The following is a 26,685-nucleotide window of genomic DNA, read 5'->3' on the forward strand; positions in this document are numbered from 1 at the left end:
TGATGCGATACTTACTTTTAAAAGCATCACGGTAGGATATAGCTATCCTAAAAAAACTGAATTATACTTTAGGGGGTTGGAAAAGCGATTCCAGATATCTGGAAGTGAAGTTTACTTTATGTAAGTTAAACTGTTTTTTCTCTTCAAACTTTAGTCGATTGGTTAAAGCCGAATTGTTGTTCGCAATAATTAATACTAAAGGGTGACAACATTGATGATGGGAATGGACTGGTGTATTCTCCTTATCTGGGTTATTATGATGCCCTTCATTTTTTGCATCATTGTCAATGTAATCTTCAACTACATATTCAAGGAAAGAGTCTCCATAAACTTTATGGTCTTGATAATGGGTAATAATGCTTGAAATTTCTTTAATTGGTCCACAAAAGTCCATATCAATGCTAATTCCCTGAAAAAAGAATAAAATTGACATTGATATGGAAAAGAATATTTTCATAAATTTTGACAAAGATACAAATTAATCGATGCACAGGTTGTGCAAAAACTTGAAAGCAGGGATAAAAGGTTTCATGAAGCACTAAAAACTAGTTATTCTGCAGATCCATAAATCTTTTGAGGGCGAAATAGGCTTTCCATAGGATAGGTCATATATATATATTATATCGTAAGATATCAGACATAAAATTGAGTGCCAAGAAATATATTTATAATATGATTGCCAAAAATTTCAAATTGCAAATATAACAATGATTACGTGCGACTGGGTTACAAAAGAACTTCAAAAATAGGGTAAGGTTTCAAATAGTCACTAAAATTAATAAACTGAAAAGGCTGAACAATAAGACAATAAGATTTCTAATAATATTAAAATTCTCCGTGCTTCCATCTCTCACTTTATCCATCAATGGACTACAAATCGTGTGCCTTACAAAAGTTATTACAGATTTGTTTATTTTCCCTTTGTTCTTTTTTGATGTTATTTTAAACAGAACTAGGTTTAATTCAATTCCCGCCTCGCCTTCTGATGCCCCTTCAAGGGTTATTGTTCCACTTGTAAAAGGAGGTAGACAGTCGTCCAAGTCCTTTTCGCTTGGGTAAACCGCCCTACGGATATCCTCTACAAGCAAACGTAATGGTTCGCTATTTTTCCTGAGTTCGCGAAGTCTTTCTTCTTCTGTAAACCGTCCATATTGAGCTGAAATTGGTACTGAAAAAAAGCAAAAAATGAGAAATAAGAGTGGAACGTGGCTTTCATATTCGGTAATTTTTAAATATTCAAAAAATTAGGGAAGCCAATTTTAGGGTAAGAAATACACACACCTCATTTTGAGTGGCTTTTAAAATGGGGGAGTTTTCCAATTTAGAAAATTTATTTGAGACCCCATTACAGGAAATCCACATAAAAACTGTGGTTTTCCCCTGTGTATATTTGCAAATGAATGCCCCGCATTACTTCAATCTCTTTGAAATTTTGATTATCATTGGTGAGAATAAAGTAATCACTCATTAGAATTACCTCTCGAAATCGAACTAATATCGAACTAATAAAAATATAATTAAATACAGTTAAATCAATATCAGTTATTTAATATAAAATAGACGATATACAGAACGTGTACCACACGATGGCGGAATAAAAACATTTACCCATAAAAAAAGCCCCATTTTTGGGGCTTTTCTTTTATCTCAAGTATGGGTCGATAGGTCAATATCTATACCTCACAAAAGCTTCCATGGCGGCATAGCTGGCCAACCCAAGGGATTGGTATTTCAGTGCAGTTTCCTTATTGCGGTCCTCTGCCCTTACCCAGAATTCCCTGAGGTCCTCACCTTGGAACATGACGCCGTCCTTTTGGGTCTGATGGTAAAAAATGGCCTTGCGCTTCCTGAGCACTTGTGCTGGGCTCATGGGTACTGCCATCTCTATTTCATGGATTTCCCATTCGTGCCAAGCGCCCCTGTAGAGCCACACCCAGCAATCCTTCATAAACGGTTTTCCTTTCAATTCCTTCAAAGAAGCGAACAGGGCCTCCAAACAGACTCGGTGGGTGCCATGCGGATCGGCCAAATCGCCCGCAGCATAGATTTGGTGTGGTTTGATTTTTTCAATGATATCGTTCATGATCTGGATATCCTTTTCGCCAAGTGGGTTCTTTTTGATGGTACCCGTCTCATAGAACGGTAAATCCAAGAAATGCACCTGACTGTCGGGAATTCCCATGTATCTTGTGGCCCCATAACTTTCACTCCTGCGGATGGTTCCTTTCACCTTGCGGACAATTTCCGAATCGTAGTCTTCAGCGGTTTTTGCATTGATTTCTTTGATGACCTCCCCAAAAATAGCAGTGTGGGATATGGCATCGGCGACCTCGGCAATTTTTAGCGCCTCATGATCCGCAACGGCAATGTTCCCAGAGGTCTGATAGGCTATATGCACCTCATGGCCTTGGGAGACCAAACGATCAAAAGTACCGCCCATGGAAATTACATCATCATCCGGGTGTGGACTGAAGATGATCACTCTCTTTTTGGCGGGTTCGGCCCGCTCAGGTCGGTTCGTATCATCGGCATTTGGCTTACCACCGGGCCAGCCTGTGATGGTATGCTGCAACCTGTTGAATGTCTTGATATTGATCTCATAGGACGATTGCTCGGAGCTCAAAAGGTCCGACATGCCCATATCGTTATAGTCCTTATCGGTCAACTGCAGAACGGGCTTGCCCTTTTCAATGCTGAGCCAGACCACTGCTTTATGGGTAAGGTCCGGCGTCCAATCACAACTGCCCACCAACCAAGGGGTGTCTATTCGGGTAAGGTGTTGTGCTGCTTCCTTGTCCAGCACAAAAGTGGTATTGGCATGTTCCTGAAGATAGGTAGCCGGTACCTCGGAGCTTATTTCTCCTTCCACGGTTTCCTTCACAATCTCGGATTTGTTCTGTCCCCAGGCCATGAGCACGATTCGCTTAGCCTTCCTGATGGTCCCGATTCCCATGGTGATGGCCTTTCTTGGTACATTTTCAAGGCCTTTGAATGCGGGGGCCGCATCCACCCGGGTAATGTGGTCCAAAGTGATGTCCCTAGTGGCCGAATTGAAGTGCGAACCTGGTTCGTTGAATCCGATATGTCCCGTACGGCCTATCCCCAGCAACTGAAAATCAAGCCCTCCCGCTGCCTCTATCTGTCTTTCATATTCCTTGCAATAGTCCTGTAGGTCATCTGGGGAAACGGTCCCATCCGGAATATTGACGTTTCCTTCGGGAATGTCCACATGATCGAACAAATGTTGGTGCATGAAGTAATGGTAACTCTGGATGTTGTTCCGCTCCATGGGATAGTATTCATCCAGATTGAACGTGACCACATTCTTGAAACTGAGCCCCTCTTCCTTGTGCATGCGGACCAGTTCCTCATATACCCTTATGGGTGACGAGCCAGTGGCAAGACCCAGCACACAGGTTTGTCCCTTCTCCGATTTTTCCCGTATCAATGCTGCAATTTCCAGTGCCACTTGCAAAGACCCTTCTTTTGAGTCCTCAAAGATGACATTGTGTATTTTCTCGAACCGGGTTTCTTCAAACTGCCCGGCCGGTCTGTATGCTATTGATTTAGGTAACATTTTTGTTTCCATTTTCACTTATTTATACGTTTAAGTTAGGGATACTTTTATTTTTTTCCACGTCATGATCAAAAAGGTGCCCGACACTACTGCAATTGCCGTTAATATGGATGCTGGCATCCATCGTCCATAGATCCAATAACCAGTGGCAAAAAGAATGCTATAGATCAACACCGTGCCGACAATCATCGCCAAGATACCACTGGGAACACTCCATTTTTTTCCAGTATTGTTCCATTCCACTCCCTCAGCTCTGCCTTGTTGCTCCACTTTTTTCCATCCTGGGCCTCCCGGCTCTATCTTTCTGCAAAAATCGTAGAGGACTTCTTTGCTCTCTGGCGATGTGGCATAGGTGGCAATGAGCCAAGCAACCGTTGTGACCAAGACCACCATCGGGTATTCGGCCCAATTTGGCAGAAGGCCCGTATCCGCCGCAAATAAATAGTCCCCGAGGGGCGTAAGCTTGAGCACCAGTGACAGGATCCCTGAAATGAACATGGCCGTGATCTCGCTCCAGGCATTGATACGCCACCAGAACCATCTCAAAATGAAAATCAAGCCGGTGCCTGCCCCAAATACGAGCAGGATCTCAAAAAGTTGAAGGGCATTCTGGAGCAATAGGGCCAAGAGGGCACTCAACACCATCAAGCCGACGGTGGATACCCTGCCCACTGCGACCAATCTCTTCTCGGATGCCTGTGGATTGACCCGCTCCTTGTAAAAATCATACACGATATAGGATGATCCCCAGTTCAACTGTGTGGAAATGGTGGACATATATGCCGCGACCAATGAGGCCAGTACCAAGCCCAACAGACCTGTCGGGAGTTTGGTGAGCATGGCCGAATAGGCAAGATCATGTCCCATTTTGTCATCTGCCACAATGGGAAATGCAGCTTGCAGGCTCTCCAAATCGGGGAAAACCACCAAAGAGGCCAAGGCCACCAATATCCATGGCCAAGGTCTCAAGGCATAGTGCATGATATTGAAGAAAAATGTGGCGCCTATGGCGTGCTTTTCGTTTTTGGCGGACAACATTCGTTGGGCAATATAGCCCCCACCACCCGGTTCCGCACCTGGGTACCATGAACTCCACCATTGTACCGCTAAGGGAATGATCAACAGGGTGATCAATGCGCTCTTGTTGTCAAGGTCAGGTAAGATGTTCAGTTTTTCCTTTACGATTTCATGGGAAAGCAATGCATCGATGCCCCCGACCTCGGGTATGTTGATCAAATAACAAGCTGCCCCTATGGCACCTCCCATGGCCACGAAGAAAAGGACGAAATCCGTATAGACCACTCCCTTAAAACCTCCCACGGCACTGAAGATCACGGTGATGAGCCCTGCGCTCACCACAGTCTGCCAAGGCTCCAATCCCAACATGATGCCCCCTATTTTTATAGCGGCCAAGGTCACCGCCGACATGGTGATGACATTGAAGATGACCCCAAGATAAACAGCCCTGAAGCCTCGCAAAAAACGAGCGGGTTTGCCCCCATATCTGAGTTCGTAGAACTCAAGGTCGGTATTTACGTTGGAACGCCTCCAGAGTCGGGCATAGACAAAAACGGTCAACAGTCCTGTCAGCAGGAATGCCCACCAGACCCAGTTTCCGGATACACCATTGGTACGGACAATGTCCGTGACCAGGTTGGGGGTATCCGTGGAAAAGGTGGTGGCCACCATGGAAATTCCCAATAGCCACCAAGGCATGGTCCTTCCTGAAAGGAAATATTCCGCACTACTCTTTCCAGAGCTTTTTGACACGTAGAGGCCTATGCTCAAGGTGATGGCAAAGAAGCTAAAAATGATCACATAGTCCCAAATATTCAATGATATCATAGGTTTGGTTTAAAGTCAGTTGGTTATATTAAAAAATTCGATGCACATCTTCAACAAATTTCGACATTGGATAGTGTTGGGTAGCCAAGGGACGACATTGCCCCCACCTTCAACTTCTGGCTTTTCAATCCGTCCACGGACATTATCCGTTTGTTCCATTTGAGACCATGCGATTTGTTCCATAGAGGTTACAATCCCTTCGGCATTGGCACGTGACACACCAATGGAAATCAAAAGAACAATCACCATATATTGGAATTTTTGCATAGGTCATTAAACTATTGTTGCAATGTAAAAAAAGTAAAGGAAGAACAATTTCTTCCTTTACTCAAATTAACTATAAATAAAACTAACTCTACTATCGATTATGAAATCATTATTCAACATCCCACCACATTCGGGTTGTGAAGCTATCAGGACCTTGAGCCGTAAGGACTGCATTATAGTTACTAGAATTCAATACTGCCTCGTTTGTCGGGTAAATCAATCTTCTAGGAATGGTTCCATTGCTTTGGTTCCCATCATAACTGACCGGGGTAAGCGTTGGGAAACCCGTTCTCCTCCAGTTGGCATAGGCCTCATATTCATTCAAGAAAACAGCCACCCAATATTGTGTATTGATCTGCTCTAGGGCATTCCCTGCATCAAATGGATTGGCAGCCAAGTAATCGTTAATCTCGGTATTGGTGATCGTAGCGCCTCCACCATATAGTGACAAATATTGCATGGCTGCGGTCACTCCTGCATTGTAATGCACTTCCGGGTCACCTCCTGCAAGTCCCCAACGAACTGCTGCCTCGGCAAGCATGAACTCCACTTCTGCATAGGTTTGCCAGAACATGGGAGCATCTTCACCCATCAGGTAGTTGCTATTGGGTTCCGAATAGGTGCTTAAATCAGATCCACCCTCATAATCTTGGATAGTGGCCCCATCCAAACCATTGGGAAGGCCTTTTTGGTCAGCTGGATTCTCGTTCACAAACCCATCTTCATCGGGAGGCAGGGCAGCATACACCCTCATTCTTGGATCTCCCTCCAATATCTCCAAGAAGGTGGTACTTATCCTGGCCGATCTATCTGCCGTGAAAACCTCCCCATTCCCATTTCTTACAATACCGTTCCCATCCGATTGGTGCCTGATGTAGGCAATGTCATCATTGGACTCCATTACCCCGCCAGCTATGGCCTTGGCAACCCATTCTTCTGCGGCAGCCTCATCAACCTTTACCATGCGGAGGCCCAACCTCAACATCAGGGAATAGGCCCATTTTTTCCACTGGGTTTGGTTTCCGGCATAAAGAATATCGGCTGCGCCTATTTCTGCCGTGCCTGTTCCCAATACGGCAGCGGCTTCTTCCAATTCCTTGAGCATATCTGCATAAATACTCTCTTGACTGTCATAAGCGGGTCTGGTGTTTCCTTCCGTATAAGCTTTACCCGCCTCACTGTAGGGAATGTCCCCATAGAGATCAGTCATCCTGTGGTATGCAAAAACCCTTAGAATCCTTACCATGGCATATTCAGGAGAGTCGGTTTGTCCATTAGACTCCAACTCAGCTTTCATATCCTCAATACTCTTGATTCCCTGTGGGTAGTTGGCATCCCAATACGCGGAAGAGTACGCCGCATTATAAAAATACTTGTCTCCACTCCAATAGCCTTGGGTGTTGGCCAAGTGCTGGATCATAGTTGAGCAATAAATGAAATTGCCCCTCCATGATTCATAACGTTGGCCCGCAGTGTATAGAATGGCCTTGGGAAATTTATACTCAATAGCAATTTCTGTTGCCTTGGTAGGGTCTGTGTTTATATCCTCAAACCCATCATCACAAGACACTCCCACCAAAGCAAGCAAGGCAAATGTGGTTATATATATTGATCTTTTCATTGTCTTTTTTTTTAAAACTTTACATTTAAACTTAACCCATAACTTCTGGTCGCAGGAAGTCCAAACCGTTCAATTCCATTGGCAAAAGTATTGTTGTACGCAGACTCCGGATCTATATTTTCAGTATGCTTCATCAGAAAGAATAGGTTTCTGCCTATGAAGGAAATATTGACATTGGAAATAAAGGTTTTCTCCAAAATACTGGATGGTAGATTATAACCCAAACTTATCTGTCTGAACTTAATAAAACTTGCATCTTGAATATGGGCCTCCGCTATTTCATAGATTCTCCTATAATAATCCCCTACGTTCTCAGGAGCAATGGTGGAGGTAAAGTCAGCCCCGTTTGCATCGACTCCTGTAACAGTCAATCCATTTTCCCTTCCTACCAATGTACTCTTGCTTGCGCCATAATAGCTTGCAAAGGCACTGGTTCCAGAAAAAATATCCCCACCGAACTTGGCATCGATCAAGAAGGAAAGGTTAAAGTTTTTGTAATTGAATGTATTGGTAAGTCCCATGGTCCAAGGTGCTATACCTTGACCAATGACTTCATTAGGCCCTACCGAGGGTGTCCCATTGGCATCATATTGTATCCTTCCCTGTTCGTCACGAATATAGGTGGTACCATAAATCGATGCTGCCGGGTAGCCTTCTATGAATCCTGCTTGTGAATTGACTCCATATGCAGCATCCCCAGGAAAAACAGGATTTCCATCCTCGTCTGTCCTAACCACTTCACTTTTGTTGTAGGACATATTATAACTAATGTCCCACCCAAAGTTTTGACTTCTAATAGGGCTACCGGTCAATAAGAGCTCTATTCCTTTGTTGGTAAGCTCCCCAATGTTTATTATGGCACTGGAATAACCGGATGCATTAGAAATATTTATTGGCACAATATCATCGATGGTCTTATTGTTATAATATGCAAAATCGACACCCAATCTATTATTAAGGAATCTCAGATCCAATCCAATTTCATATTCTTTCTTGGTAAAGGGCTTCAGTTCTTCATTGGGCAAAGTGCTATTGTTGATACTGCCCAAAGGCACACCTGGTCCCGTTGCAGAATAGTTGTCCGTAATTGCATAAGTAAGTGCCAATTGATATGGGTCATTGGCTCCACCACCAACCTCAGAATAACCCGCCCTCAACTTACTGAAAGAAACCCATTCAGGCAAGGACAATGCATCCGAGAGCACAAAACTGGCATTCACAGATGGATAAAAATAACTGTTGGGTGCAGATTTGTTGCTCTTACTTAGAGTGGAAAACCAGTCATTCCTTCCGGTCACGGTCAAATACAAATAGTTTCTGTATGAAAATTCCGTAGAGAAATACAAGCCATTCTTCTTGACTCGGTCCAATCTATACTCATAGTTCCTATTGGAAACATTGGCAATATCCACCAAGGAAGGAATCACAAAATCATTACCGATCAATTGGGTGAACTCATTCGTAAAAGAGTTGCTATTTGCCCCAACAAGAGTTGAGTTGGAAAAATCTTCAGTTATGTCCTTTTCAAAACCAATGATAAAATCGGCATCAACTGTCTTCACATTATAGTTCTGCTCGGTCATACCACCCAAAGGCTTATATGCCGTTCCAAAAGGCTCAACTTGTGTTATCCTGGCCGTATATTGATCAATACCCGCTCTTCCCATAAGATATAACCAATCCGTAACCTGATATCTTAATGTTGAAGACCCTATGAATCTATTCTTATTACTCTCATTTTCAAATCTGTACGCAGTCCAATATGGGTTTTGGTGATAGGTACTTGAAGATACTCTAAACTCCGTACCATCTTCATTATAACCTGGTCGATAATCCCTTACGTCAATATTTGGTCCCGAAAGGGCTACCACAAAGTTTCCGTTACCTGGTGAATCTGAAGTCCTAGGTCTATTCTGGACTCCTTCCACTACATATTTCCCGCTGATGTCCATAGTCAATTTATCAGCCAAGACAGCTCCCGCATTCAATGAAAACGACTTTCTGTTCAAACCTGAATTTGGTACAAGGTCGTTATTTGTCAAATCCGTTGCCGAGAACCTGACATTGTACCCTTCACCTGCTTTGCTTACGGCCACTGTGTTGATGAAGGTACTGGCCGTTCTATAATACTTAGTCAGATTATTGCCCGTATATTCGTAGGGTCTGCTCACCCCATCAAATTGCACTGCAGAAGAAACACTTCCCAACCTTGGTCCCCATGATTGCATACCGGCATCACGTGCCTCTTCGGCCGTGGTAGGCGCAACCCCATTGAGGCCTTGGCCATATTCGGTCTGAAAATCATAAAGGTCAGTATTGATGGTCTCAAATTGAGCCGAACTGGAAACTTCAACTCCAAGTCCCTGCTGTCCCTTTCCAGATTTGGTAGTAATGACGATTACCCCATTGGAAGCCCTTGAGCCATAAAGTGCCCCGGCCGCACCCCCTTTCAGAACACTCACACTCTCAATATCATCTGGGTTAATACTGGAAATACCATCCCCAAAATCCGCTCCCCCCCATCTAGTGGCAGAACCCAGGTTTTGGTTATCAATCGGAATCCCATCTACAATATATAGTGGTTGGGCAGTTCCATTTACAGAAGAAACACCGCGGATAACCACCTTACTGGTACCCGATGGCCCCGTGGCCGCACCTGTAATGTTTACACCGGCAATTTTACCTTGCAGCGCATTAATCGCATTTACCTGTTTTACTTCGGACAATTTTTCACCGCCTACTTCCGTAATTGAGTACCCCAATGCCTTGGTTTCCTTTTTTATGCCTAACGCAGTTACAACTACCTCGCCCAGTTGTTCCGCATCTTCTTCCATAGTCAGGTTGACCGTTGTCCGGCCTGCAACTCCAATTTCTGCGGTCCTCATCCCTAAAGAGGAGAAGACCAATGTCGCATTGCCATCTGAAACTGTGATACTGTAATTTCCATCGAAATCGCTGGAAACACCATTGCTGGTTCCCTTTTCAACAATGTTGACGCCGGGCAGCGGAACGCCCGACTCGTCAGAAACCGTTCCAGTAATCGTTTGTGCCATAGCTCCCTGAACAGAGAGTAAAACAGCAAAAACAAATACAAACTTGAGTTTTTGAATCATGTTAGTTTATTTGATTGTTAGTAATTTATGAGTGTACGTTAATTTTGAGTTAACATATCAAAGTGAAAATCTCTATTCGTTAAAGATTTCTGAAAAAATTTCGACCAACAACAGACGTGAAAAGCCGAAGGGTGGTTTTAACTCTCAAAACAGAAACGAAGGGTAGTCAAACACCACAAAACCCCGCATAATGGGCTGTTAGCTGGAAACCTTCCCATAAAATATAGTGTGGAAAACACACAAAAGAAGTTTGCCCTAACGGACATTCCACAACGTGGACAGAGGATATAATTTGACTTCAATCAACAGAATGGTGATAAATAAAACTGACCGATATTCAAGAACATCGGTCAGCTTACTTGCAATTAACTAAATTAAACGTACTGGTATAGGTTACTCGTATTAAATCATCCAAATTGTCCGACAATATGAAACTGAACTGCTACATATTGACATCTTCCATGGTTGGAGACCGTATTCTATTTGGATGCTTTTATGGCCTGTAATTGCTCGTCGGTCAAGGCAGGTCCATCAAAGAAGGATACACCCTTTGCTCCATTTTTCCTCGCCTGGTCTATGGCCTCGGTGAGCTCTTCCCCACTCATATCCGGCACAAAAAGTCCAGTGTGCAGCTCGGTCTTTGTCGTCTCAAGGTCCTGTACCCCTTGCTTGGTGGCAAACCCGATCCAATCTGTATCCTCATTATAAAAATTGTGGTAAATCATGGGCAATACTACATCCACATCCCATTTGTCCCAACGTTGCCTCACCATATGGTCTGCCATTTCGGGATATGGAAATACTGCCGCGGTCAATATTTTACCATTTTCATGGACAATGTCGTAAGCCTCATTGACCACATTGCGTATCTGGTTCAGGCGAAACTGTTTCCATTCCATATCAATGGCAGGGTTTTCCATTTCCCTTGGGTTTTTATGGTGCACTTTTTCAAACTCCTCCACGCATACATCGCAATAGCAAAAATCGTATTCGGGCAATTCTTCATCCTGGACCAGGTCATACTTGGGCAAAAGGCCTATCGGCAGGAAAATATCGGGAAAACGGATATAATCCAAATGCACGCTGGCCACATCCTCCACTTTGGAAAGTGCTTCCACCAATCCCAGCACATGGTTCCTTGAAGCTTCCCGCGTAGGGCACAAAAATTCATAATAACCTACGTAAGGCCTGTTGTCGTAGGCCGATTTTCCTTCCCGGCTCACCACATACCATTCCGGGTGCTGCCTCACAATGGAGTCTCCTGGTCGGTTCATGGCCATGATCCATGCGTGCACCTCCATTCCCTCCGCCTTGGCCAAGGGGGCCAACCGGCCCAGAAGTGCAGGGTCTGCATTGGTATTGATCAATACGGCATCCAAACCGTAACTTTTGTATTTTTTAAACTCTTCGGTGTATGATGCATCATCCCTTTTGGGGTCGGCAGTGATCCACGTCCAATACTTGAATGCTTCCTGCTCTGGGTTCTCTTCCACAACCGTGGGGGATGTGGATTTTTTGTCAATATTGTCCAAGCAGGAGACTGCGGACAGGGCTACGATGGCCACTAGGGCTGCTTTAATTTTCATTTGTGATCTCATTTGATGTGTTGGTATTTTCCGTCTTCCCGGATGGTGTATATGGATTCCGTATAAGGACTTTTTGCCTGAATGTTCCAGCCTGTCCGGTGTACTTCCAGTTCAAGTTCCACTGGAGTCCCGTCCCGTAGGATGGGATTGGGCAACAGTTCGTCAAGGGAAGTGGCATATTTTCCCTTTTGGTCAAAATATCTTTTTTGTGCCCTGTACAGCCCATACATGAACCACCTTATCTGTTCATCTTTTGGAATGCTAAACGTGTCGGGATTCCCAACTTCATTGGGCGAAAAGTAGGCATACCCCCAGTGCTCCGGTTCGTGCATATTGATGACTCCCTGGGGCGACCACACCCAATTGTATTCCGGCAGGAACTTGCCCTCTGCATCCTTTTTTCGTGCATATGACCCGTCCTTCAATTCATAATCCCAGTTCACCCGCGAAAAATTGATCCGCCAATATTTCCCTTTGGGTATATCGTTGCTGCCGCTGGCCTCCTTCAGTACTTCCCATGGCATGGCCACTTCCACGCTCCATCCGCTGTCAATGTCCGTAGGGTCGTTCAAGGTCCCATTCACGTTCACCGCTGTTTTTAGCCCCAATATTTCCCAGCTATCAACAACGGGACCACCTTCCCTGTAAGGTTTCACCAAGAGCAGGTCCCAGACTGTGTTCAACGCGTTCATTTCAAATTCGTAGTAATTGTGGGTATCCCCGTCAGGGTCTATGAATATTTCAAAATCGTTGTTGTAAAATATCACTGTGTCCCTTTGTTTAAGGGTGGCCCAAACATGGGGCTCTTCCATTTGGGCATAAAAATAGAGGTGGGTCTCATCCCAAAGCATGCGCACATTGGTCCGATAGGTCGGGGTATCCACTCCCTCTATATCGATAAAGTCATCCGAAACCTGGGCTTCCTTCCACGCTTTTTCATTGGCCAATCCATCAATGACAATGGGTTCTTGGGTCTTATATACCACAATGGACCGAGGGGCTTCGCTTTTTTGCCCCATACAAGAAAAATGGGCCATGACCACCAGCATATAGCTTGCCTTTCGAAAAATTTGTCGTATTCTCATCAAAATGTTTTATTTGCCCTTTCATTTCGGACCATTCCCCATAATAGGGTATGCCCTTTTACTGTCCAATCCTGTATATCGGCACAAGTCCAAACCAGATATTTTGTAAAAATTCATAATTTCATCCGTATTTATTGCTCTTTATTAGACCAACGACGGTTATGAAAAGCCAAATGCCAAAAAAACGTAATCAACTGCCCAATGCACCTTCAGCACCCCTCCAAAAATAGATCTTTAGTGAATGCCGTGACGGAGCACAAGATCACTTCGTTGCACCATGTCCTATTCTGGGCGGTTTATTTCACCTTCAATTTTTTACGTTGGGGGAGTTATTTCAACGATTACCTTTACTCACTGAAATCCAACCTTTTAGGTTTTCCCATCCACATTACCCTGACCTATTTCACCATATATTATTTGGTCCCCAAATTCATTTTCAAAAGAAAATTCGTCTCTTTTATCATCGCCCTTGTCGTTTCGATATATGTAATGGTGGTCATCAAATACCTGCTCACCTTTTTTTTGATCAGCTATAATGTTTGGCCCGAAGGTCCCGAAACACATAGCCTTACGTTCAATTATGCAGTGGTGATGATGTTGGGCGAACTCTACGTGATCACCTTTGCGGCTTCCATCAAACTGACCATTGACTGGCTGCGGGAAACCGGGAGGGTGGCCAAATTGGAGAAAGAACAACTGGAGACGGAACTGAGGTTCCTGAGGGCACAGATATCGCCCCATTTTTTCTTCAATACCCTGAACAACATCTATTCCTTGAGCCTCGAAAAATCCGATAAGACACCGGACACCATCATAAAGCTCTCCGAGCTTATGCGCTATGTGCTCTATGAAACGCGCGACAAGGACCAAAGCCTCAAGAAGGAGCTTCTCTTCATTCAAAATTATCTAGATCTTGAAAAGATAAGGTACAATGAAAACCTTCAGCTCAATTTCGAGGTGACAGGTGATTCCAAAGGCAAAAAACTAGCCCCTTTACTATTGGTCCAGTTCATAGAAAATGCGTTTAAACATGGGGCCAACAAAAGCATTGGAAAGGTTAAGATCGATATAAGTATAAGGATTGAGGAAAAGTTTCTATACTTTAGGATCAGCAACACCAAACCGAAGAACCAAGAACAGCGTACAAAAAAACAATCCGGGGGCATTGGTCTATCCAATGTGGAAAAGAGATTGAAGCTAAGGTATGGCGCCCATGAATACCGAATGGACATCTTTGATGAGTCCGATGAATACATTGTAAACTTAAAGCTCCAACTTAGATGAACTTGAAATGTGTTATTATAGATGATGAGCCCTTGGCCGTAAAAGTCATCGAAAACCACATCGCACACATAAAGGAACTGCAGATCGCCGCAGTCTTCAACAATGCCATTGACAGCATGGAATACCTAAGGGAAAACATGCCAGACCTTCTTTTTCTGGATGTGAACATGCCCATTATAGACGGGTTCAGTTTTTTGGACAGTCTGGACGAGAAACCGATGGTCATCATCACCTCCGCCCACGCCGAGCATGCGGCAAAGGGCTTTGACCTTGAAGTCCTGGACTATTTGGTGAAGCCCATAAGCCTTCCCAGGTTCATCAAAGCGGTGAACAAGGCAATTGCAAAGGTGAAGGAATTACCCAAACGGGATCTTACCAATGAGCACATTTTTGTGAAGGTGGACAAAAAGAAAATGAAAAAGATCTACTTGGACGAGATCATCCTTGTGGAAAGCCTGAAGGATTATATCAAGATCATCACCCCGAAGGGAAACCACATTGTGCACAAGACACTCAGTGCCTTTACCGAGGAACTTTCCAGTGACAGGTTTATCAGGATCCATCGGTCCCATACTGTTTCCCTGGACAAAATAGATGCCTTGGAGGGCAATAGTGTGGAAATCGCTGGGAAAAGATATGTGATTGGAAGAAGCTATCTGGATGATGTGAAGAACAAAATCCTGAACCAATCCATTTCCATTACGGGAAACAAGACAAACCCACCTGAATAGTTGCTGTTTTCTTGCCTTTGGGGCATCAATCCAATCGCATTTTTATATACTTTATCCTTTCCCTGTCATAGGTATAAGAAATATGTACAATACCTTTGGAGTCTTGTATGATGACTGGATAGCTATACTCCCCATTGGTTTGATCCTCCAACTTTTTGACATCTGTCCATGAGTTTCCATCTGGGCTAAAGGCCAGGTTCAACTTTTCCCTGCCGTTGGACCAATCCTTTCCACTGGGCATAGGGTTATACACCAATAAATAGCCTCCTTCCTTTAGGCTGACGGCATCAATACCACTATTGGGATTTGGAATGGTTGTTTTTGTTGCCATGGACCATGTAAGTCCTTGATTGTGGCTGATGCTCTCCATGACCACATCTTGATCGCTTCGCAAAAACGCCTTTATATCCCCATTGGCCACCTGCAACAAGGTAGGTTGAATAATCTTTACACTTTCCTGTGACGGTATTTCGGCCTTGGTCCAAGTATATCCTCCATCTGTGGATAGTTCCACATGCGATTTCCAGACAACACCATCTTCACTTTCCGTGCTGGATGGACTTACAATAAGATGGCCATCGACCTGAATAGGCTTGTTTTTGATAGGTCCCAAAATAGGATGGGGAAGCTTTTCCGGTCCAGACCAACTTTTTCCATTGCTGTCAGCGGTCTTGTACATGCCCCACCAGGATGAAGGGGATGGCCCTACTTTGTAGAACAGCATAACCTGACCAGTACTATTTCGGAAAAGTACAGGGTTCCAACACGGATATCGGAGGGTATCGTTCATCACCCCATCGGCCACCATCTCCGGAAAACTCCAACCGTCAGCGTTTCTTGAGCTTGTATAAATGCTCACATCAGGGTGTCTTTCATACGTGCCCCCAAACCAAGCGGCCATCACGGAACCATTTCCCAACTCCACCAAGGTAGAGGCATGGCATTGGGCAAAAGGTGCTTCTTCAAACATGAACTCTTCCGATAGTACTTTGAGCTTGGGCATGGAGCGGACTTGACCAAAACCCCATGCTCCCCAAAAGCAAAGAAATATCCAAATACAAAATCGATTCATTTCTTTTTCTGGTAAAGGTCAGGGCGTATTTTGTCCAAAAGGACAAAAATCAAGTGATCAGGTTGCCGTTTTCGTCCCACTCGGCCACAATGTTGCGCTTGCTCTGGTCCACACACTTGGCCAACCATTCCGGGTCGTAGGACACCCCGTGTTGCTCCAGTACATCGTCAGGCACTCCGTCCCACACATTGGGCATGTTGCCCTTGTAGCCCAACTCCTCGATCCCGATCTTGGAGGTATAGAACCCTGTCATGGTCAGGTTCCTCACCATCGAAAAGAAGTTCACTTCAAAGGGTCGCTCGTTGCCCGACACCTCCGGGTCATAATATGCAATGGTGTCCAATATGGCCTTCTGCTGTTCTTCCGTGGCCGCCTTGAACTCTGTGCCATTGTCCAGGTTGCTCTTGTGGTCCAGCCACATCAGGCCACCTCGGAGGTCCACCTGCATCGTTGGGATGTCCTTGGCCATGAACTCTATGAAAGATACCACATCTGCATCCGAGGCGCTTTTATATTCCTCGCTGCCGGGCAATATCAGGTCACACAGTACCGTGAGGGTCTCCGCCTCATGGGGATTGAAAAACTGCTCTGCATGCAGTTCGGCCAGTTGCTCGTTCTCCTTCGGCGTCCGCCACTTCAGCATGGGGATTTCTTGTGCCCCTACTTCAGGAACTGTGGGCTCCGGCTTGCAGCCATGTATGGCCAATCCTCCGGCCACGGATCCCAACACTATCGATTTCAGACTCTTCCTTCTGTCCATTTCCTTACAGATTTTGTTGTTTCAATTGCTCCACTATGTATTCCGATGCCCTCCAGGAGAGTGCCAATATGGTCCAGGTACAGTTCTTGTCCGCCTGCGAAGTGAACACCCCGGCGTCCACCACGAAGACATTGTCCACGTCGTGCAACTGTTGGTACTTGTTGGTCACCGATGTCTTTGGGTCATCGCCCATCCTGGTGGTGCCCACCTCGTGGATGATCCGTCCGGGAGCATGCAGTCCATAATCCCGTTCCTTTCCGGCCTTGCCACCGATCACCTCACCGCCCATGTTGGTCAGGATCTCCTCAAAGGAGTCCTGCATGTGCTTGGCCTGGTTGCGTTCGTTGTCCGACCATTTGTAGTGGAAGCGCAATACGGGAATACCCCATTCGTCCACCACCGCAGGGTCGATCTCGCAGTAGTTGCTCTTCAGGGCGATGGATTCACCACGACCACTGAGGCCCACTACCGCGCCGTAATATTTCTTGGCATCGCTACGGAGGATGTCCCCATAGCCGCCCACCTTTGTTCCGAAGAACTTGTTGAACTCGTTCACGTTGAAACCGAAGCCATAGCCGGGCATCCCCATTCCGCCCCATATCTCGATATGGTAGCCCCGGGGGAAGTCCAACTTGGAATTGTCGCCCCACCAAGGGGAATAGACGTGCATTCCGCCCACCCCGTCCTCGTTGTAGGACACCTTTCGGTTCATCAGGTCGGGCACAAAGGCCATCAGGTCACCACCTGTGGAGTCGTGCAGGTATTTACCCACATGGTCACTGCTGTTGCCCAGTCCATTGGGATGCTGTGGGCTCTTGGAGTTCAAGAGGATACGGGCCGTGCTACAGGCCGATGCCCCAAGCACCACTACCCTGCCCTTGAGCTTGTATTCCTTGCGGTCCTCCTTGTTGATATAGGAAACGCCAGTGGCACGTCCTTCATCATCCACGGTGACCTCCCTGACCATACAGTTGACAAAGAGATCCACCTGGCCACGGCTCTTCTGCGCGGGGAAGATCAAGCAGGTACCTGCCGAAAAATCCGCATACACCTGACAGGCCCTTGAGCACTGTCCACAGTAGAAACATACCCCGCGATCGTTGTTGATGCGCTTGGTGAGCATTGACATCCGCGAGGGATATACGGGAACTCCTGATTTTTTCGCCCCTTTGATGTAGAACAGCTCGTGCAGTCTTGGTTTTGGCGGGGGAAGGAAAAATCCGTCCGGGTCGTTGCGCAGCCCCTCGTTGGTGCCGAACACCCCGATCATCTTGTCCACCTTGTCATAGTAGGGCTTTACATCGTCATAGCTGATGGGCCAGTCATCCCCATGCCCATCGATGCTCTTGTGCTTGAAGTCGTCCGGGCCGAAGCGAAGCGAGATCCGCCCCCAGTGGTTGGTTCGGCCGCCGAGCATGTGCGAACGGAACCAATCGAACTTGGTACCGTCCTTGTGCGTGTAGGGCTCCCCTTCTATCTCCCAGCCACCATAGGCGGCATCGAAATCCCCGAAGGGACGCACCGTACCGGCTCCCCGTCTGGGGGACTCGTAGGGCCAGCGCAACTGGGTCTTCTGTTCTGGGTCCGCCGGGTCAAAAAATGGACCTGCCTCGACCACGGCCACCTTAAGGCCTGCATCCGCAAGTACCTTGGTCGCCATACCGCCACCAGCTCCCGATCCGACCACTATCGCATCGTACACCGTACTGTTCTCCTTTATCTGCATCCTAATATCTTTTTAACGTCTGTTATCGATTTCCTTTATTTTGATCTTCAAGTAAACTTTGTTTGTAAAAACCTGTTTCATCTCTCAACCTACAATCATTCCAATTGATGAAGGGGCATTTTTTTGTCAGATGGTTAATATTCCCAATTTTCACAGAAGAAACCTTAATTTTTTAGACCAACAACAGGTCCAAAAAGATTAATGGCAACTATCAAGCCAAAAAATCAAGTTACACTATTTGTATGAAAAGCTTCCCAGCCGTTCGGCGAAAAGCTGTACTCCCTGACCTTGCCCATCACTCCTTTATAAAATTCATATATCCGTCCAAAATCCTCTTCCATATTATCCGTGGGATGAAAAGGCTCCCCTATCTTCACTTCTTTCTTTCCAAAATCGAAGGCAACCATGACAATCGGCACCTGTGCACTTTTGGCAATATGGTAAAACCCTGTTTTGAGCTTTTCCACCTTTTTTCTAGTTCCTTCGGGGGCCAAGGCTAGCCTAAACATCTTTTTTTCATTGAAGATTTTGACAATGCCCTCTACCATATTCGAGTTTTTGGAGCGATCTACCGGTGCTCCGCCCGTCCACCGGAAAAACCATCCGAATGGTGGAGAGAACAAGCTTTTTTTGGCTATGTAATTGATTTCTTGCCCCACGACCTTCCGCACCACGAGCCCAAGGAAAAAATCCAGCCAATGGGTATGCGGCACCACAATGACCACACATTTGTCCACCTGGGGAAAGAAGCCGTTCAACTTCCAACCCAAGATCCTAAAATAGATAAACTTGGCCAGTCTCTGCATGGTCTATAGTGCCCTGCTCCTTGCCGAACAGGTTAGATTTTTTGGTACATGGCCTGCAATCGGGCCGGTGTGATGATTTTCTTCCAATCTTTCCCCAAGGCGTTCTCCCAAAGGGCTTCCAATCCCAAGGACACATTGACCATCACATCAAAATCATTTTGCGTCAGATCGGCACAAATACCTTTCGGCAATCGTATGTCATGTTTTCGCATCATTTGTTCAAAAATGGCCACGCCTTCCGGATAAAACTCCTCCAAATGCTGGAACACCAGACAGTTGCCCAACCCATGCTTGATCCCCAACTGATAGGAAAGCCCATAGCTCATGGCATGCGCTATACCGACTTGGGAATACGCAATGCTCATTCCCCCGTGCCAAGAGGCCATCATCAGCTTTTCCCGTGACTCACTCTCCGGTATATCTCCCAAGAACACCTCTTTGCAAAGCTCCATGGCCTTTTCCCCATAACTCTGGCTGAAAGCATTGAGGTAGGTCCCGGTGAGCGATTCCACACAATGGATGAAACAATCCATCCCCGTATAGAACCATTGTTCCTTGGGAACGGTCTTGGCCAAATCGGGATCTAGCAATACTTGGTCATAGGTGGTATAGTCCGAGTTGATTCCCAATTTTTTATCAGGGCCTAGCAAAACTGTGGTACGGGAAACCTCGGCCCCAGTGCCACTAATGGTGGGCACTCCCACATGGTAAATGGAGGGCTTGTGCACCAAATCCCAACCTTGGTAATCCTTGGCGGAGCCTTTGTTGTTCAAGAGGATGGCCACGGCCTTTGCCAGATCCAAAAGTGTTCCCCCACCTATACCGATGACCCCCGATGGGATCTCGGTATATTTTTCCCTGATCTGTGCGACCAACGCATCCACTTGTTCCGTTTTGGGCTCTTCTTCTGCGGATATGAATATAACCTCATCGTTCAGCATCAATGGGATCCTTGAGGCAAATTCCTTGTTTTCAAAAAAATCGTCCACCAAAAAAATAAATGGTGCCTCCGAACTTTTCCGCATGGGCAGCAGTATGTCCCCCAACTGGGAAAAACATCCTGCCCCAAAGACGACCTTGGGCACCATGGGAAAGTTCCTATATGTAGTCTTGTTCAAAGGGGTTATGATCTGTTTTTTCAAATTGCTTTCTATGTTCATCAGTTATCCAAATACTTCAAGATGTCCCTGAGACTGTTCAGTTTCAAATGTCCGTTCACTTGTTCCTCTGGAACCATTTCGTGGACCCAAGTGGTATGGAATGGTACATGTACCGCCTTGGCTCCTATGTTCAAGATAGGCAATATGTCCGATTTGAGGGAATTGCCGATCATCAAAAATTCTTTCACATCAATATTCAGATGTTCCAACAGGTTGCTATAATTGCTTTCCTTTTTATCGCTCAAGACTTCCACATGGTGGAAATACTTGGAGAGTCCTGATTTTTCCAGCTTGCGCTCTTGGTCCAGAAGATCTCCTTTGGTCAGTACGATCAATCGGTATTTGTCCACCAATTTGGAAAGGACTTCTTCCACGCCATCCAACAGTTCCACCGGATGGGCGATCATTTCTTTGCCCAGTTCCAAAATTTTTGAAATGGTTTCCTGCGGAACCTTATTATTGGACAGGTCCAATGCAGATTCGATCATGGAGAGCATAAAACCTTTAATGCCATACCCATAGATATCCAGATTCGCCATTTCCATTTTGAAGAGCTCTTGGTCCACTTTGTTCTTGGTCTCATACTCCCCTAAAAGCTCAGCAAACCTTTCCTCGGTTTCCCTAAAATAGGTCTCGTTCACCCAAAGGGTGTCATCGGCATCGAAACCTATGACCTTTATGTCCTTGAAATTCACTTCCATGCTCTTCTGGCGTTTTCCAAATCTTCCGGGGTGTCTATTTCTATTCCTGTGACGTGGGTCTCCACCATTTTGATTTTCTTTCCGTATTCCAAAAAGCGGATGGCCTCTATCTTCTCCTTGGCCTCCAAGGGCAGCATGGGCAATTGTTGGAAATCCAACAATGCTTTTTTGCGAAAGGCATAGATTCCCTTGTGCTTGTAGTAGGGCGCCTTGACATCCATGTCCCGTGGATAGGGAATCGGGGATCGTGAAAAATAGAGCGCACAACTCTGATTGTCCACGATGACCTTGACCGTGTTGGGGTTCGATATTTCGTCCCAATCGGTTATGGGGGTCATCAAGGAGGCTAGATCGATTTCTTTTGCCGGATCATCCTTAAAAACCTGGATGACCTTTTCCAAACTTACCTTGTCTATGAATGGTTCGTCCCCCTGTACATTGATCACAATGTCCACATCCATGTCCTCCACGGCCTCTGCAATCCTGTCGCTGCCGCTTTCATGTTTTTTCTTGCTCATGATGACACTACCGCCAACTTCCGAAATGGCCTCAGAGATCTCGGGACTGTCCGTGACCACATATACCTCGTCAAAAAGTCCGGTGCTGAGTGCGGCTTCGTAGGTCCGCACAATGACGGGTTTTCCCGATAGGTCCTGCATCAGTTTGGCAGGGAATCTTGAGGCCTGGTACCGGGCCGGTATCATGGAGATTACTTTCACTTCTCTTATTTTTTGTGCAACGGTTATTTTTTGGGTCGAAGTTTTCTATAGATCCTAAAAATGCCCACCAATATGATGATGACCAAAATGGCCGCTATGGGAGGCACTAAAATGGATGCCGTGGACACGGTAACGGCCGCTCCTGTCTCAATGGTGGACACCAAAGGATTGGCCAATCCCCCTGTGGTAGCGGAAGAGGTCAATCTTCCAGCGGCGTTCGCCCCTTTGATGGCAGTTGCCGTTCCTCCCCCGGCTATGATGGCCAAGGACCATGTGACCACTGGATCTAAGTTCGCCACCGTGGAAACCATGACCGCTGTACCCGCAATCGCAGCCAAGGGAATGGCCAGACTGTCGAGTGCATTGTCCACCCATGGAATAAAGTAGGCGAATATTTCCACCAGGGTCGCGACCCCAAAGGTGATCAACGCTGCCAAGCTTCCTATCCACTGCCAGTTTTCATTGAGGTCCCAAGCGCCCATGTAAGCTGCCAAACTGAGGGCAAAAAGGGGCAGGAACACCCGGAACCCAACGGATGCCGCGAGTCCTATTCCCAAAAATATACTTATAATGGTATCCGGTTCAATGTTCATGGCGATGTCTAAAATAGAATATTCCTAATCAAGAAAAAAATCATCTTTGAAACCTATAAGGTACAATTGCCGCTTGGCCCTTGTGACCGCTGTGTAGAGCCATCGCAAATAATCCTTGTCCACTCCGTTCGGAAGGTAGGGCTGCTCCACAAATACCGTGTCCCACTGCCCCCCCTGTGATTTGTGACAGGTTATGGCATAAGAAAATTTCACCTGAAGTGCATTGAAATACTTGTTGTTCTTGACCCCCATAAATTGTCTGTACTTGGTTTTCTCATGGGCATAGTCCTTCAGCACTTCTTGGTAGAGCCTGTTCCCGTCCTCGTAGGAAAGTGATGGGCTTTCGGCATTAATCGTATCAAGCAAAAGAACGGTCTCAAAAGGTTTTTGATTGGGATAGTCCACCATCTTCACCTTGACCTCGGCAAACAAAAACCCGTACAGTTCCTTTATGGCAAAAAGTTCCAATACCTCTATAATGTCCCCATTGGCAATGAACCCTGCTTCGGAATTGGGGCTGAGCCAGAAATAATTGTTCTTCACCACCATCATGTAATCCCCCACGGAGAGTTCATTGTCCAAAAAAAGGATGCGTTCCCTGATGTTCTGGTTGTAGAGATTGGCCCTTTTGTTGGACCGCACGATGATGGCCGTCTCTTCCTTTCCGTTTTGGCTATAGGATGAATCTATGGCCTCCTGTATCTCCGACCCGTCAATGAGCCTGACAATGTCCCTGTACCCTCCCAACTCAAACTTAAAGTCGTCAAGAAACTGGGACTGCAACTGCTCCCTAAGGTTGGTGGCATTATGTAGGATGCCAGAGTCATCTGCCTGCCTCATCACCTCGTCCAATTCGAGGCATTCAATTTCCTTGTCATAATTTAAGGACAAGCGGCCTTCATCAAGTGCCGGGCTCATGTCCAGTTTTACTGGTGGCAACTGTGCCGTGTCCCCTATCAGGATCAATCTGCAGTTGTGCCCCGAGTGTACATAATATATAAGGTCGTCCAGCAGCGAACCATTTTCAAACAGTTTGGAGTCGGCAGGGGTGTCGGGGATCATGGAAGCCTCGTCCACAATGAATATGGTGTTCCGATGTTTATTGGGTGCCAAGACAAACTGGATGCCTCCCCCGGATTGTTTCTTCGGAAAATAGATCTTCTTGTGTATGGTAAAGGCTTGGTTGCCCGAATACACGGACATTACCTTGGCCGCACGTCCCGTTGGCGCCATGAGTACCGAACCCATTTTCACTTTCCATAGACTACTGACCAAAGTGGCCACCAAGGTAGTCTTCCCTGTCCCGGCAAAACCCTTCAAGAGAAAAACGGTGTCCTTTTTCGCCTCCACAGTAAAGCGGGACAGTTTTTCCAAAGCCAACTGCTGCTTGTGCGTAGGTTCGTGTGGAAATTTTTCAGTTAAAATCCTTAAAAAATCGAGTGCATTAATATCCTTCATCTGCATTTAAAGATAGCATGGTTTTTTAAAGCAAAAAGTTTCGTGAATAAAAAAAAATTGTAGATTTGTCTGTAACCACTAAATTAACTTTGAAAGACAGTATCAGATATGTTAAACTTAATTCTTATTGTAGTATTAATATGCCTTGTGACCTTAGGGCTTGTATTCCTGATTGACAGATTTTTACCCCAAAAAATAAAGCCCGTACTGATTATTGTATTTGCGCTTTTGAGCATTTTTCTAGGTTATAAGATCTATCAATCCATCAATGCACCCATTGAGTTCAACAAAGTAAAAAGAGAAAGATTTTCCAAGGTTATTGCAAAATTAAAGGATATCAGGGACTCCCAGGAAGCCTATAAAATGGTCAATGGAAAATATGCCAATGACTTTGAGAGCCTCATCAAATTCATCGATACCGGCAATTACACCATAACTTCCCAAAGGGATTCCTCTTTCATGAGATACGACAAGGCCTATCAGATTGATATGCAACAAGATACGGTAATTATCGACACCTTGGGAACAGTAAAGGTGAAAGATTCCCTGTTTGGGGCCGATGACCGATACAAAACCATGATGAACGTTCCTTATGCACAGAACAATGAAAAGTTCGAAATGAAGGCGGACATCATCGACAAAAGCGGATTCAAGGCGCCTGTTTTTGAGGTCAAGGTGAAAAAAGATGTCCTCCTCTATGACCAACCAGAAGATTTGGTCGCCAGGGAGAATGCGCTGCAGAGTGTGGAAGAAGTGAACGGAACCGAAATCAAAGTAGGATCATTGACAGATGTGAGCACAAACGGTAACTGGCCGCCCATCTATGATAGAAAAATCGATTGATATAGAACAGCCAAAAGCAAATAGCATACATAGAAAACTGTCCATTCAAGCTGGCTTGAATGGACTTTCTTTTTGTGTGACGGACACCATTACCCATAAAATACTCGCTTTTGAAAAAATAACGTTCAAAACGCAGTCCACCCCTTATTTGATGTTGAAGGAGCTTAAGAACAGGCTCAATCAAAGTGGGGATGTGGGAAAAAGTTTTTCAGAGGTGATGGTCATCCACAAGAACAATATGTTCAGTTTGGTCCCAAGGCCACTTTTCAATAAGGAAGAGCTTCCAAACTACTTGAAGTTCAACGCCAAGATCATGGCAAACGACCTCATTGCCTATGATGAAATCCCCAATCAGGACATCGTCAACGTCTATATCCCCTACACCAACATCAACAACTATATTTTTGACCTTTTCGGTGAGTTTGAGTTCAAACACAGTGGCACCGTGCTCATTTCCACATTGCTGAACGAGGGCAGAACCGCCCCTGATCCCATCTGCTATGTGCAGGTCGCGGAGAATGAAATGGAGATGATGGTGGTTTCCGATAAAAAACTGCTCTTTTACAACCAATTTGAATACAAGACACCCAATGATTTTCTGTACTATCTCCTCTTCAGTCTGGAACAATTGCAGATGGACCTGGAAAAAGTGCAGCTAAAAATGTTCGGGGCCATTGAGGAAGGCGACCCCATATACGAGCTTTGCCATCAATATGTTGGACTGGTATCTGTTTTTGTGCCCAATAGCCCTTCCTTTCCTTTGGAAGAATTGGAAAATGAGGTGATTGACTTTTCCATCTTAAGCGCCCTTTGATGCGGATCATTTCAGGAAAACACAAAGGCAAACGATTGGTTGCCCCAAAAAAATTACCGGTCAGGCCCACCACGGACATGGCCAAGGAAGGTCTGTTCAACATCTTGAACAACCGCTATTATTTTGACGGGCTCAAGGTACTCGATTTATTTTCGGGCACGGGCAACATCGGTTTTGAGTTTGCTTCAAGGGATGCCGGGGAAATCATTGCCGTGGACAGCTTTCCCGGTTGTGTGCAATACATCTCCAAGACGGCAAAAGAGCTGGAGTTCCCTATCGATGCCATCAAGTCCGATGTGTTCAAGTATTTGGAACGCACGCCCGAGAAGTTCAACATTATTTTTGCCGACCCACCCTACAGTTTTGATCAAACCCAGTTTTTAAAGATTGTCGATTTGGTCCTGGAAAGGGAACTGTTGTTGGAAGACGGTTTGCTGATTGTGGAACATTCGGACCAAACAGACCTTTCATCACACCCTAATTTTTCCGAGCATCGGAAATATGGAGGGAGCATTTTTAGTTTTTTTGAAGAAAAAAGCAGGCCATAAGCCGGATTCTGTAATCCCTTTCGGAACCCCTTATCATTTATCTAGGTCTTTGGTTGCCCAAAGGCTCCAACCGCCTACCCTCCAACTCGGGCGTGCAGCCCTCAAACATTGGTTTACATGGCGTTTCACCGCATAGAGTTTACCTGATTTCACTACAGCCGAACTGTACTTGCTTTCTGTTGCACTTGTCCTCGCCTCTCGGCGGACGGGCGTTACCCGCTATGCCGCACTATGGTGTCCGGACTTTCCTCCCCGATACCAATCGGGACGATAAGGTGGCCTGCTCCCGCAAAGGTAATCCAATTGTTAATAAAAAAAGGGTATCCAAGTCACATACCAATGGCTTTGCCCGTTCCTATTTTTATATTTGTAGTAT

The 26,685-nt window shown here is 45.7% G+C and carries 22 protein-coding genes, 1 other RNA gene and 1 pseudogene; 5 read left to right on the forward strand and 19 right to left on the reverse strand.

The features are described from left to right. Positions 1–61 precede the first annotated feature (61 nt). The 9 genes from SD450_RS11075 to SD450_RS11115 form a co-directional block, all read right to left on the reverse strand. Complete coding sequence (locus SD450_RS11075) at positions 62–457, reverse strand: hypothetical protein (RefSeq protein ID WP_226789943.1); 396 nt, start codon at positions 455–457, stop codon at positions 62–64. A 301-nt stretch (positions 458–758) separates the two neighbouring features. After that, the gene (locus tag SD450_RS11080; RefSeq protein WP_036383457.1) at positions 759–1,088 is read right to left on the reverse strand and encodes a hypothetical protein; all 330 of its coding nucleotides are present in this window, start codon (positions 1,086–1,088) and stop codon (positions 759–761) included. Between the two features lie 578 nt (positions 1,089–1,666). Then, positions 1,667–3,589: a glucosamine-6-phosphate deaminase gene (gene nagB / locus SD450_RS11085; RefSeq protein WP_318344523.1), complete on the reverse strand. Its 1,923-nt coding sequence runs from the start codon at positions 3,587–3,589 to the stop codon at positions 1,667–1,669. Positions 3,590–3,607: 18 nt separating this feature from the next. Then, entirely contained in the window at positions 3,608–5,422 is a 1,815-nt protein-coding gene (locus tag SD450_RS11090; RefSeq protein WP_318344524.1) for a sodium:solute symporter family protein, read from the reverse strand. A 15-nt stretch (positions 5,423–5,437) separates the two neighbouring features. After that, a complete protein-coding gene (locus tag SD450_RS11095) occupies positions 5,438–5,689 on the reverse strand; it encodes a hypothetical protein (protein ID WP_318344525.1) in 252 nt (83 codons plus the stop codon). Between the two features lie 109 nt (positions 5,690–5,798). Further along, positions 5,799–7,310 carry a SusD/RagB family nutrient-binding outer membrane lipoprotein gene (locus tag SD450_RS11100; RefSeq protein ID WP_318344526.1) on the reverse strand — a complete coding sequence of 504 codons (1,512 nt, stop codon included), beginning with the start codon at positions 7,308–7,310 and terminating at the stop codon, positions 5,799–5,801. 11 nt (positions 7,311–7,321) lie between these two features. Next, positions 7,322–10,423, reverse strand: coding sequence for a SusC/RagA family TonB-linked outer membrane protein (locus tag SD450_RS11105; protein WP_318344527.1), 3,102 nt, complete (start codon positions 10,421–10,423; stop codon positions 7,322–7,324). A gap of 479 nt (positions 10,424–10,902) precedes the next feature. Further along, the gene (locus SD450_RS11110; RefSeq protein ID WP_318344528.1) at positions 10,903–12,009 is read right to left on the reverse strand and encodes a glycoside hydrolase family 10 protein; all 1,107 of its coding nucleotides are present in this window, start codon (positions 12,007–12,009) and stop codon (positions 10,903–10,905) included. 8 nt (positions 12,010–12,017) lie between these two features. Beyond that, the gene (locus SD450_RS11115) at positions 12,018–13,094 is read right to left on the reverse strand and encodes a carbohydrate-binding family 9-like protein (protein ID WP_318344529.1); all 1,077 of its coding nucleotides are present in this window, start codon (positions 13,092–13,094) and stop codon (positions 12,018–12,020) included. Between the two features lie 201 nt (positions 13,095–13,295). Here SD450_RS11115 and SD450_RS11120 point away from each other — a divergent pair, with 201 nt between their 5' ends. Both SD450_RS11120 and SD450_RS11125 read left to right on the forward strand, forming a co-directional pair. Further along, complete coding sequence (locus SD450_RS11120; protein WP_318344530.1) at positions 13,296–14,378, forward strand: sensor histidine kinase; 1,083 nt, start codon at positions 13,296–13,298, stop codon at positions 14,376–14,378. Next, on the forward strand, positions 14,375–15,109 hold the full coding sequence (locus SD450_RS11125) for a LytR/AlgR family response regulator transcription factor (RefSeq protein ID WP_318344531.1): 735 nt from the start codon (positions 14,375–14,377) through the stop codon (positions 15,107–15,109). Before SD450_RS11120 ends, SD450_RS11125 begins: the two co-directional genes overlap by 4 nt. A gap of 25 nt (positions 15,110–15,134) precedes the next feature. Here SD450_RS11125 and SD450_RS11130 read toward each other — a convergent pair whose 3' ends face one another. From SD450_RS11130 to SD450_RS11170, 9 genes are all read right to left on the reverse strand, one after another. Beyond that, on the reverse strand, positions 15,135–16,112 hold the full coding sequence (locus SD450_RS11130; RefSeq protein ID WP_318344532.1) for a sialidase family protein: 978 nt from the start codon (positions 16,110–16,112) through the stop codon (positions 15,135–15,137). A 118-nt stretch (positions 16,113–16,230) separates the two neighbouring features. After that, positions 16,231–16,941: a gluconate 2-dehydrogenase subunit 3 family protein gene (locus tag SD450_RS11135; protein WP_318344533.1), complete on the reverse strand. Its 711-nt coding sequence runs from the start codon at positions 16,939–16,941 to the stop codon at positions 16,231–16,233. Positions 16,942–16,945: 4 nt separating this feature from the next. Next, positions 16,946–18,667 (reverse strand): GMC family oxidoreductase, encoded by a 1,722-nt coding sequence (locus SD450_RS11140; protein WP_318344534.1) that lies wholly within the window; start codon positions 18,665–18,667, stop codon positions 16,946–16,948. A 224-nt stretch (positions 18,668–18,891) separates the two neighbouring features. Continuing rightward, entirely contained in the window at positions 18,892–19,473 is a 582-nt protein-coding gene (locus tag SD450_RS11145; RefSeq protein ID WP_318344535.1) for a 1-acyl-sn-glycerol-3-phosphate acyltransferase, read from the reverse strand. Positions 19,474–19,505: 32 nt separating this feature from the next. Then, positions 19,506–20,633, reverse strand: a complete 1,128-nt coding sequence (locus SD450_RS11150; RefSeq protein WP_318344536.1) for an iron-containing alcohol dehydrogenase family protein — start codon at positions 20,631–20,633, stop codon at positions 19,506–19,508. Continuing rightward, a complete protein-coding gene (locus tag SD450_RS11155; RefSeq protein ID WP_318344537.1) occupies positions 20,633–21,334 on the reverse strand; it encodes an HAD family hydrolase in 702 nt (233 codons plus the stop codon). Before SD450_RS11155 ends, SD450_RS11150 begins: the two co-directional genes overlap by 1 nt. Continuing rightward, on the reverse strand, positions 21,325–22,038 hold the full coding sequence (gene kdsB, locus SD450_RS11160) for a 3-deoxy-manno-octulosonate cytidylyltransferase (protein ID WP_318344698.1): 714 nt from the start codon (positions 22,036–22,038) through the stop codon (positions 21,325–21,327). The genes SD450_RS11155 and kdsB overlap by 10 nt, the downstream gene beginning before the upstream one ends. Positions 22,039–22,076: 38 nt before the next feature. Then, on the reverse strand, positions 22,077–22,640 hold the full coding sequence (locus SD450_RS11165; protein WP_318344699.1) for a DUF4126 domain-containing protein: 564 nt from the start codon (positions 22,638–22,640) through the stop codon (positions 22,077–22,079). Positions 22,641–22,670: 30 nt separating this feature from the next. Then, on the reverse strand, positions 22,671–24,104 hold the full coding sequence (locus SD450_RS11170; RefSeq protein WP_318344700.1) for an ATP-dependent DNA helicase: 1,434 nt from the start codon (positions 24,102–24,104) through the stop codon (positions 22,671–22,673). Positions 24,105–24,299: 195 nt separating this feature from the next. Between SD450_RS11170 and SD450_RS11175 the strand changes: the two genes are divergently transcribed. The 3 genes and pseudogenes from SD450_RS11175 to SD450_RS11185 form a co-directional block, all read left to right on the forward strand. Beyond that, positions 24,300–24,947, forward strand: coding sequence for a hypothetical protein (locus SD450_RS11175; protein WP_318344701.1), 648 nt, complete (start codon positions 24,300–24,302; stop codon positions 24,945–24,947). Continuing rightward, positions 24,928–25,761, forward strand: coding sequence for a DUF3822 family protein (locus tag SD450_RS11180; RefSeq protein ID WP_318344538.1), 834 nt, complete (start codon positions 24,928–24,930; stop codon positions 25,759–25,761). Before SD450_RS11175 ends, SD450_RS11180 begins: the two co-directional genes overlap by 20 nt. Further along, a pseudogene (locus SD450_RS11185) lies at positions 25,761–26,297 on the forward strand (RsmD family RNA methyltransferase); the annotation flags it as partial. The gene SD450_RS11180 and the pseudogene SD450_RS11185, both read left to right, overlap by 1 nt. Here SD450_RS11185 and rnpB read toward each other — a convergent pair. Next, positions 26,292–26,596, reverse strand: an RNA gene (gene rnpB, locus SD450_RS11190) — RNase P RNA component class A. The pseudogene SD450_RS11185 and the gene rnpB sit on opposite strands and share 6 nt — an antisense overlap. Positions 26,597–26,685: the final 89 nt, after the last annotated feature.

This window comes from Flagellimonas baculiformis (assembly GCF_033441575.1).
GTDB lineage: Bacteria > Bacteroidota > Bacteroidia > Flavobacteriales > Flavobacteriaceae > Flagellimonas > Flagellimonas baculiformis.

What these genes read in the sequence shown, in the direction of transcription:
- SD450_RS11150 (WP_318344536.1), bottom strand. Translation starts at nt 20,633, where the DNA reads ATGAACATAGAAAGCAATTTGAAAAAACAGATCATAACCCCTTTGAAC.
- SD450_RS11110 (WP_318344528.1), bottom strand. Translation starts at nt 12,009, where the DNA reads ATGAAAATTAAAGCAGCCCTAGTGGCCATCGTAGCCCTGTCCGCAGTC.
- SD450_RS11180 (WP_318344538.1), top strand. Translation starts at nt 24,928, where the DNA reads ATGATAGAAAAATCGATTGATATAGAACAGCCAAAAGCAAATAGCATA.
- SD450_RS11100 (WP_318344526.1), bottom strand. Translation starts at nt 7,310, where the DNA reads ATGAAAAGATCAATATATATAACCACATTTGCCTTGCTTGCTTTGGTG.
- SD450_RS11135 (WP_318344533.1), bottom strand. Translation starts at nt 16,941, where the DNA reads ATGGACAGAAGGAAGAGTCTGAAATCGATAGTGTTGGGATCCGTGGCC.
- SD450_RS11155 (WP_318344537.1), bottom strand. Translation starts at nt 21,334, where the DNA reads ATGGAAGTGAATTTCAAGGACATAAAGGTCATAGGTTTCGATGCCGAT.
- SD450_RS11145 (WP_318344535.1), bottom strand. Translation starts at nt 19,473, where the DNA reads ATGCAGAGACTGGCCAAGTTTATCTATTTTAGGATCTTGGGTTGGAAG.
- SD450_RS11105 (WP_318344527.1), bottom strand. Translation starts at nt 10,423, where the DNA reads ATGATTCAAAAACTCAAGTTTGTATTTGTTTTTGCTGTTTTACTCTCT.
- kdsB (WP_318344698.1), bottom strand. Translation starts at nt 22,038, where the DNA reads ATGATACCGGCCCGGTACCAGGCCTCAAGATTCCCTGCCAAACTGATG.
- SD450_RS11120 (WP_318344530.1), top strand. Translation starts at nt 13,296, where the DNA reads ATGCACCTTCAGCACCCCTCCAAAAATAGATCTTTAGTGAATGCCGTG.
- SD450_RS11090 (WP_318344524.1), bottom strand. Translation starts at nt 5,422, where the DNA reads ATGATATCATTGAATATTTGGGACTATGTGATCATTTTTAGCTTCTTT.
- SD450_RS11140 (WP_318344534.1), bottom strand. Translation starts at nt 18,667, where the DNA reads ATGCAGATAAAGGAGAACAGTACGGTGTACGATGCGATAGTGGTCGGA.
- nagB (WP_318344523.1), bottom strand. Translation starts at nt 3,589, where the DNA reads ATGGAAACAAAAATGTTACCTAAATCAATAGCATACAGACCGGCCGGG.
- SD450_RS11170 (WP_318344700.1), bottom strand. Translation starts at nt 24,104, where the DNA reads ATGAAGGATATTAATGCACTCGATTTTTTAAGGATTTTAACTGAAAAA.
- SD450_RS11130 (WP_318344532.1), bottom strand. Translation starts at nt 16,112, where the DNA reads ATGCCCAAGCTCAAAGTACTATCGGAAGAGTTCATGTTTGAAGAAGCA.
- SD450_RS11095 (WP_318344525.1), bottom strand. Translation starts at nt 5,689, where the DNA reads ATGCAAAAATTCCAATATATGGTGATTGTTCTTTTGATTTCCATTGGT.
- SD450_RS11125 (WP_318344531.1), top strand. Translation starts at nt 14,375, where the DNA reads ATGAACTTGAAATGTGTTATTATAGATGATGAGCCCTTGGCCGTAAAA.
- SD450_RS11115 (WP_318344529.1), bottom strand. Translation starts at nt 13,094, where the DNA reads ATGAGAATACGACAAATTTTTCGAAAGGCAAGCTATATGCTGGTGGTC.
- SD450_RS11075 (WP_226789943.1), bottom strand. Translation starts at nt 457, where the DNA reads ATGAAAATATTCTTTTCCATATCAATGTCAATTTTATTCTTTTTTCAG.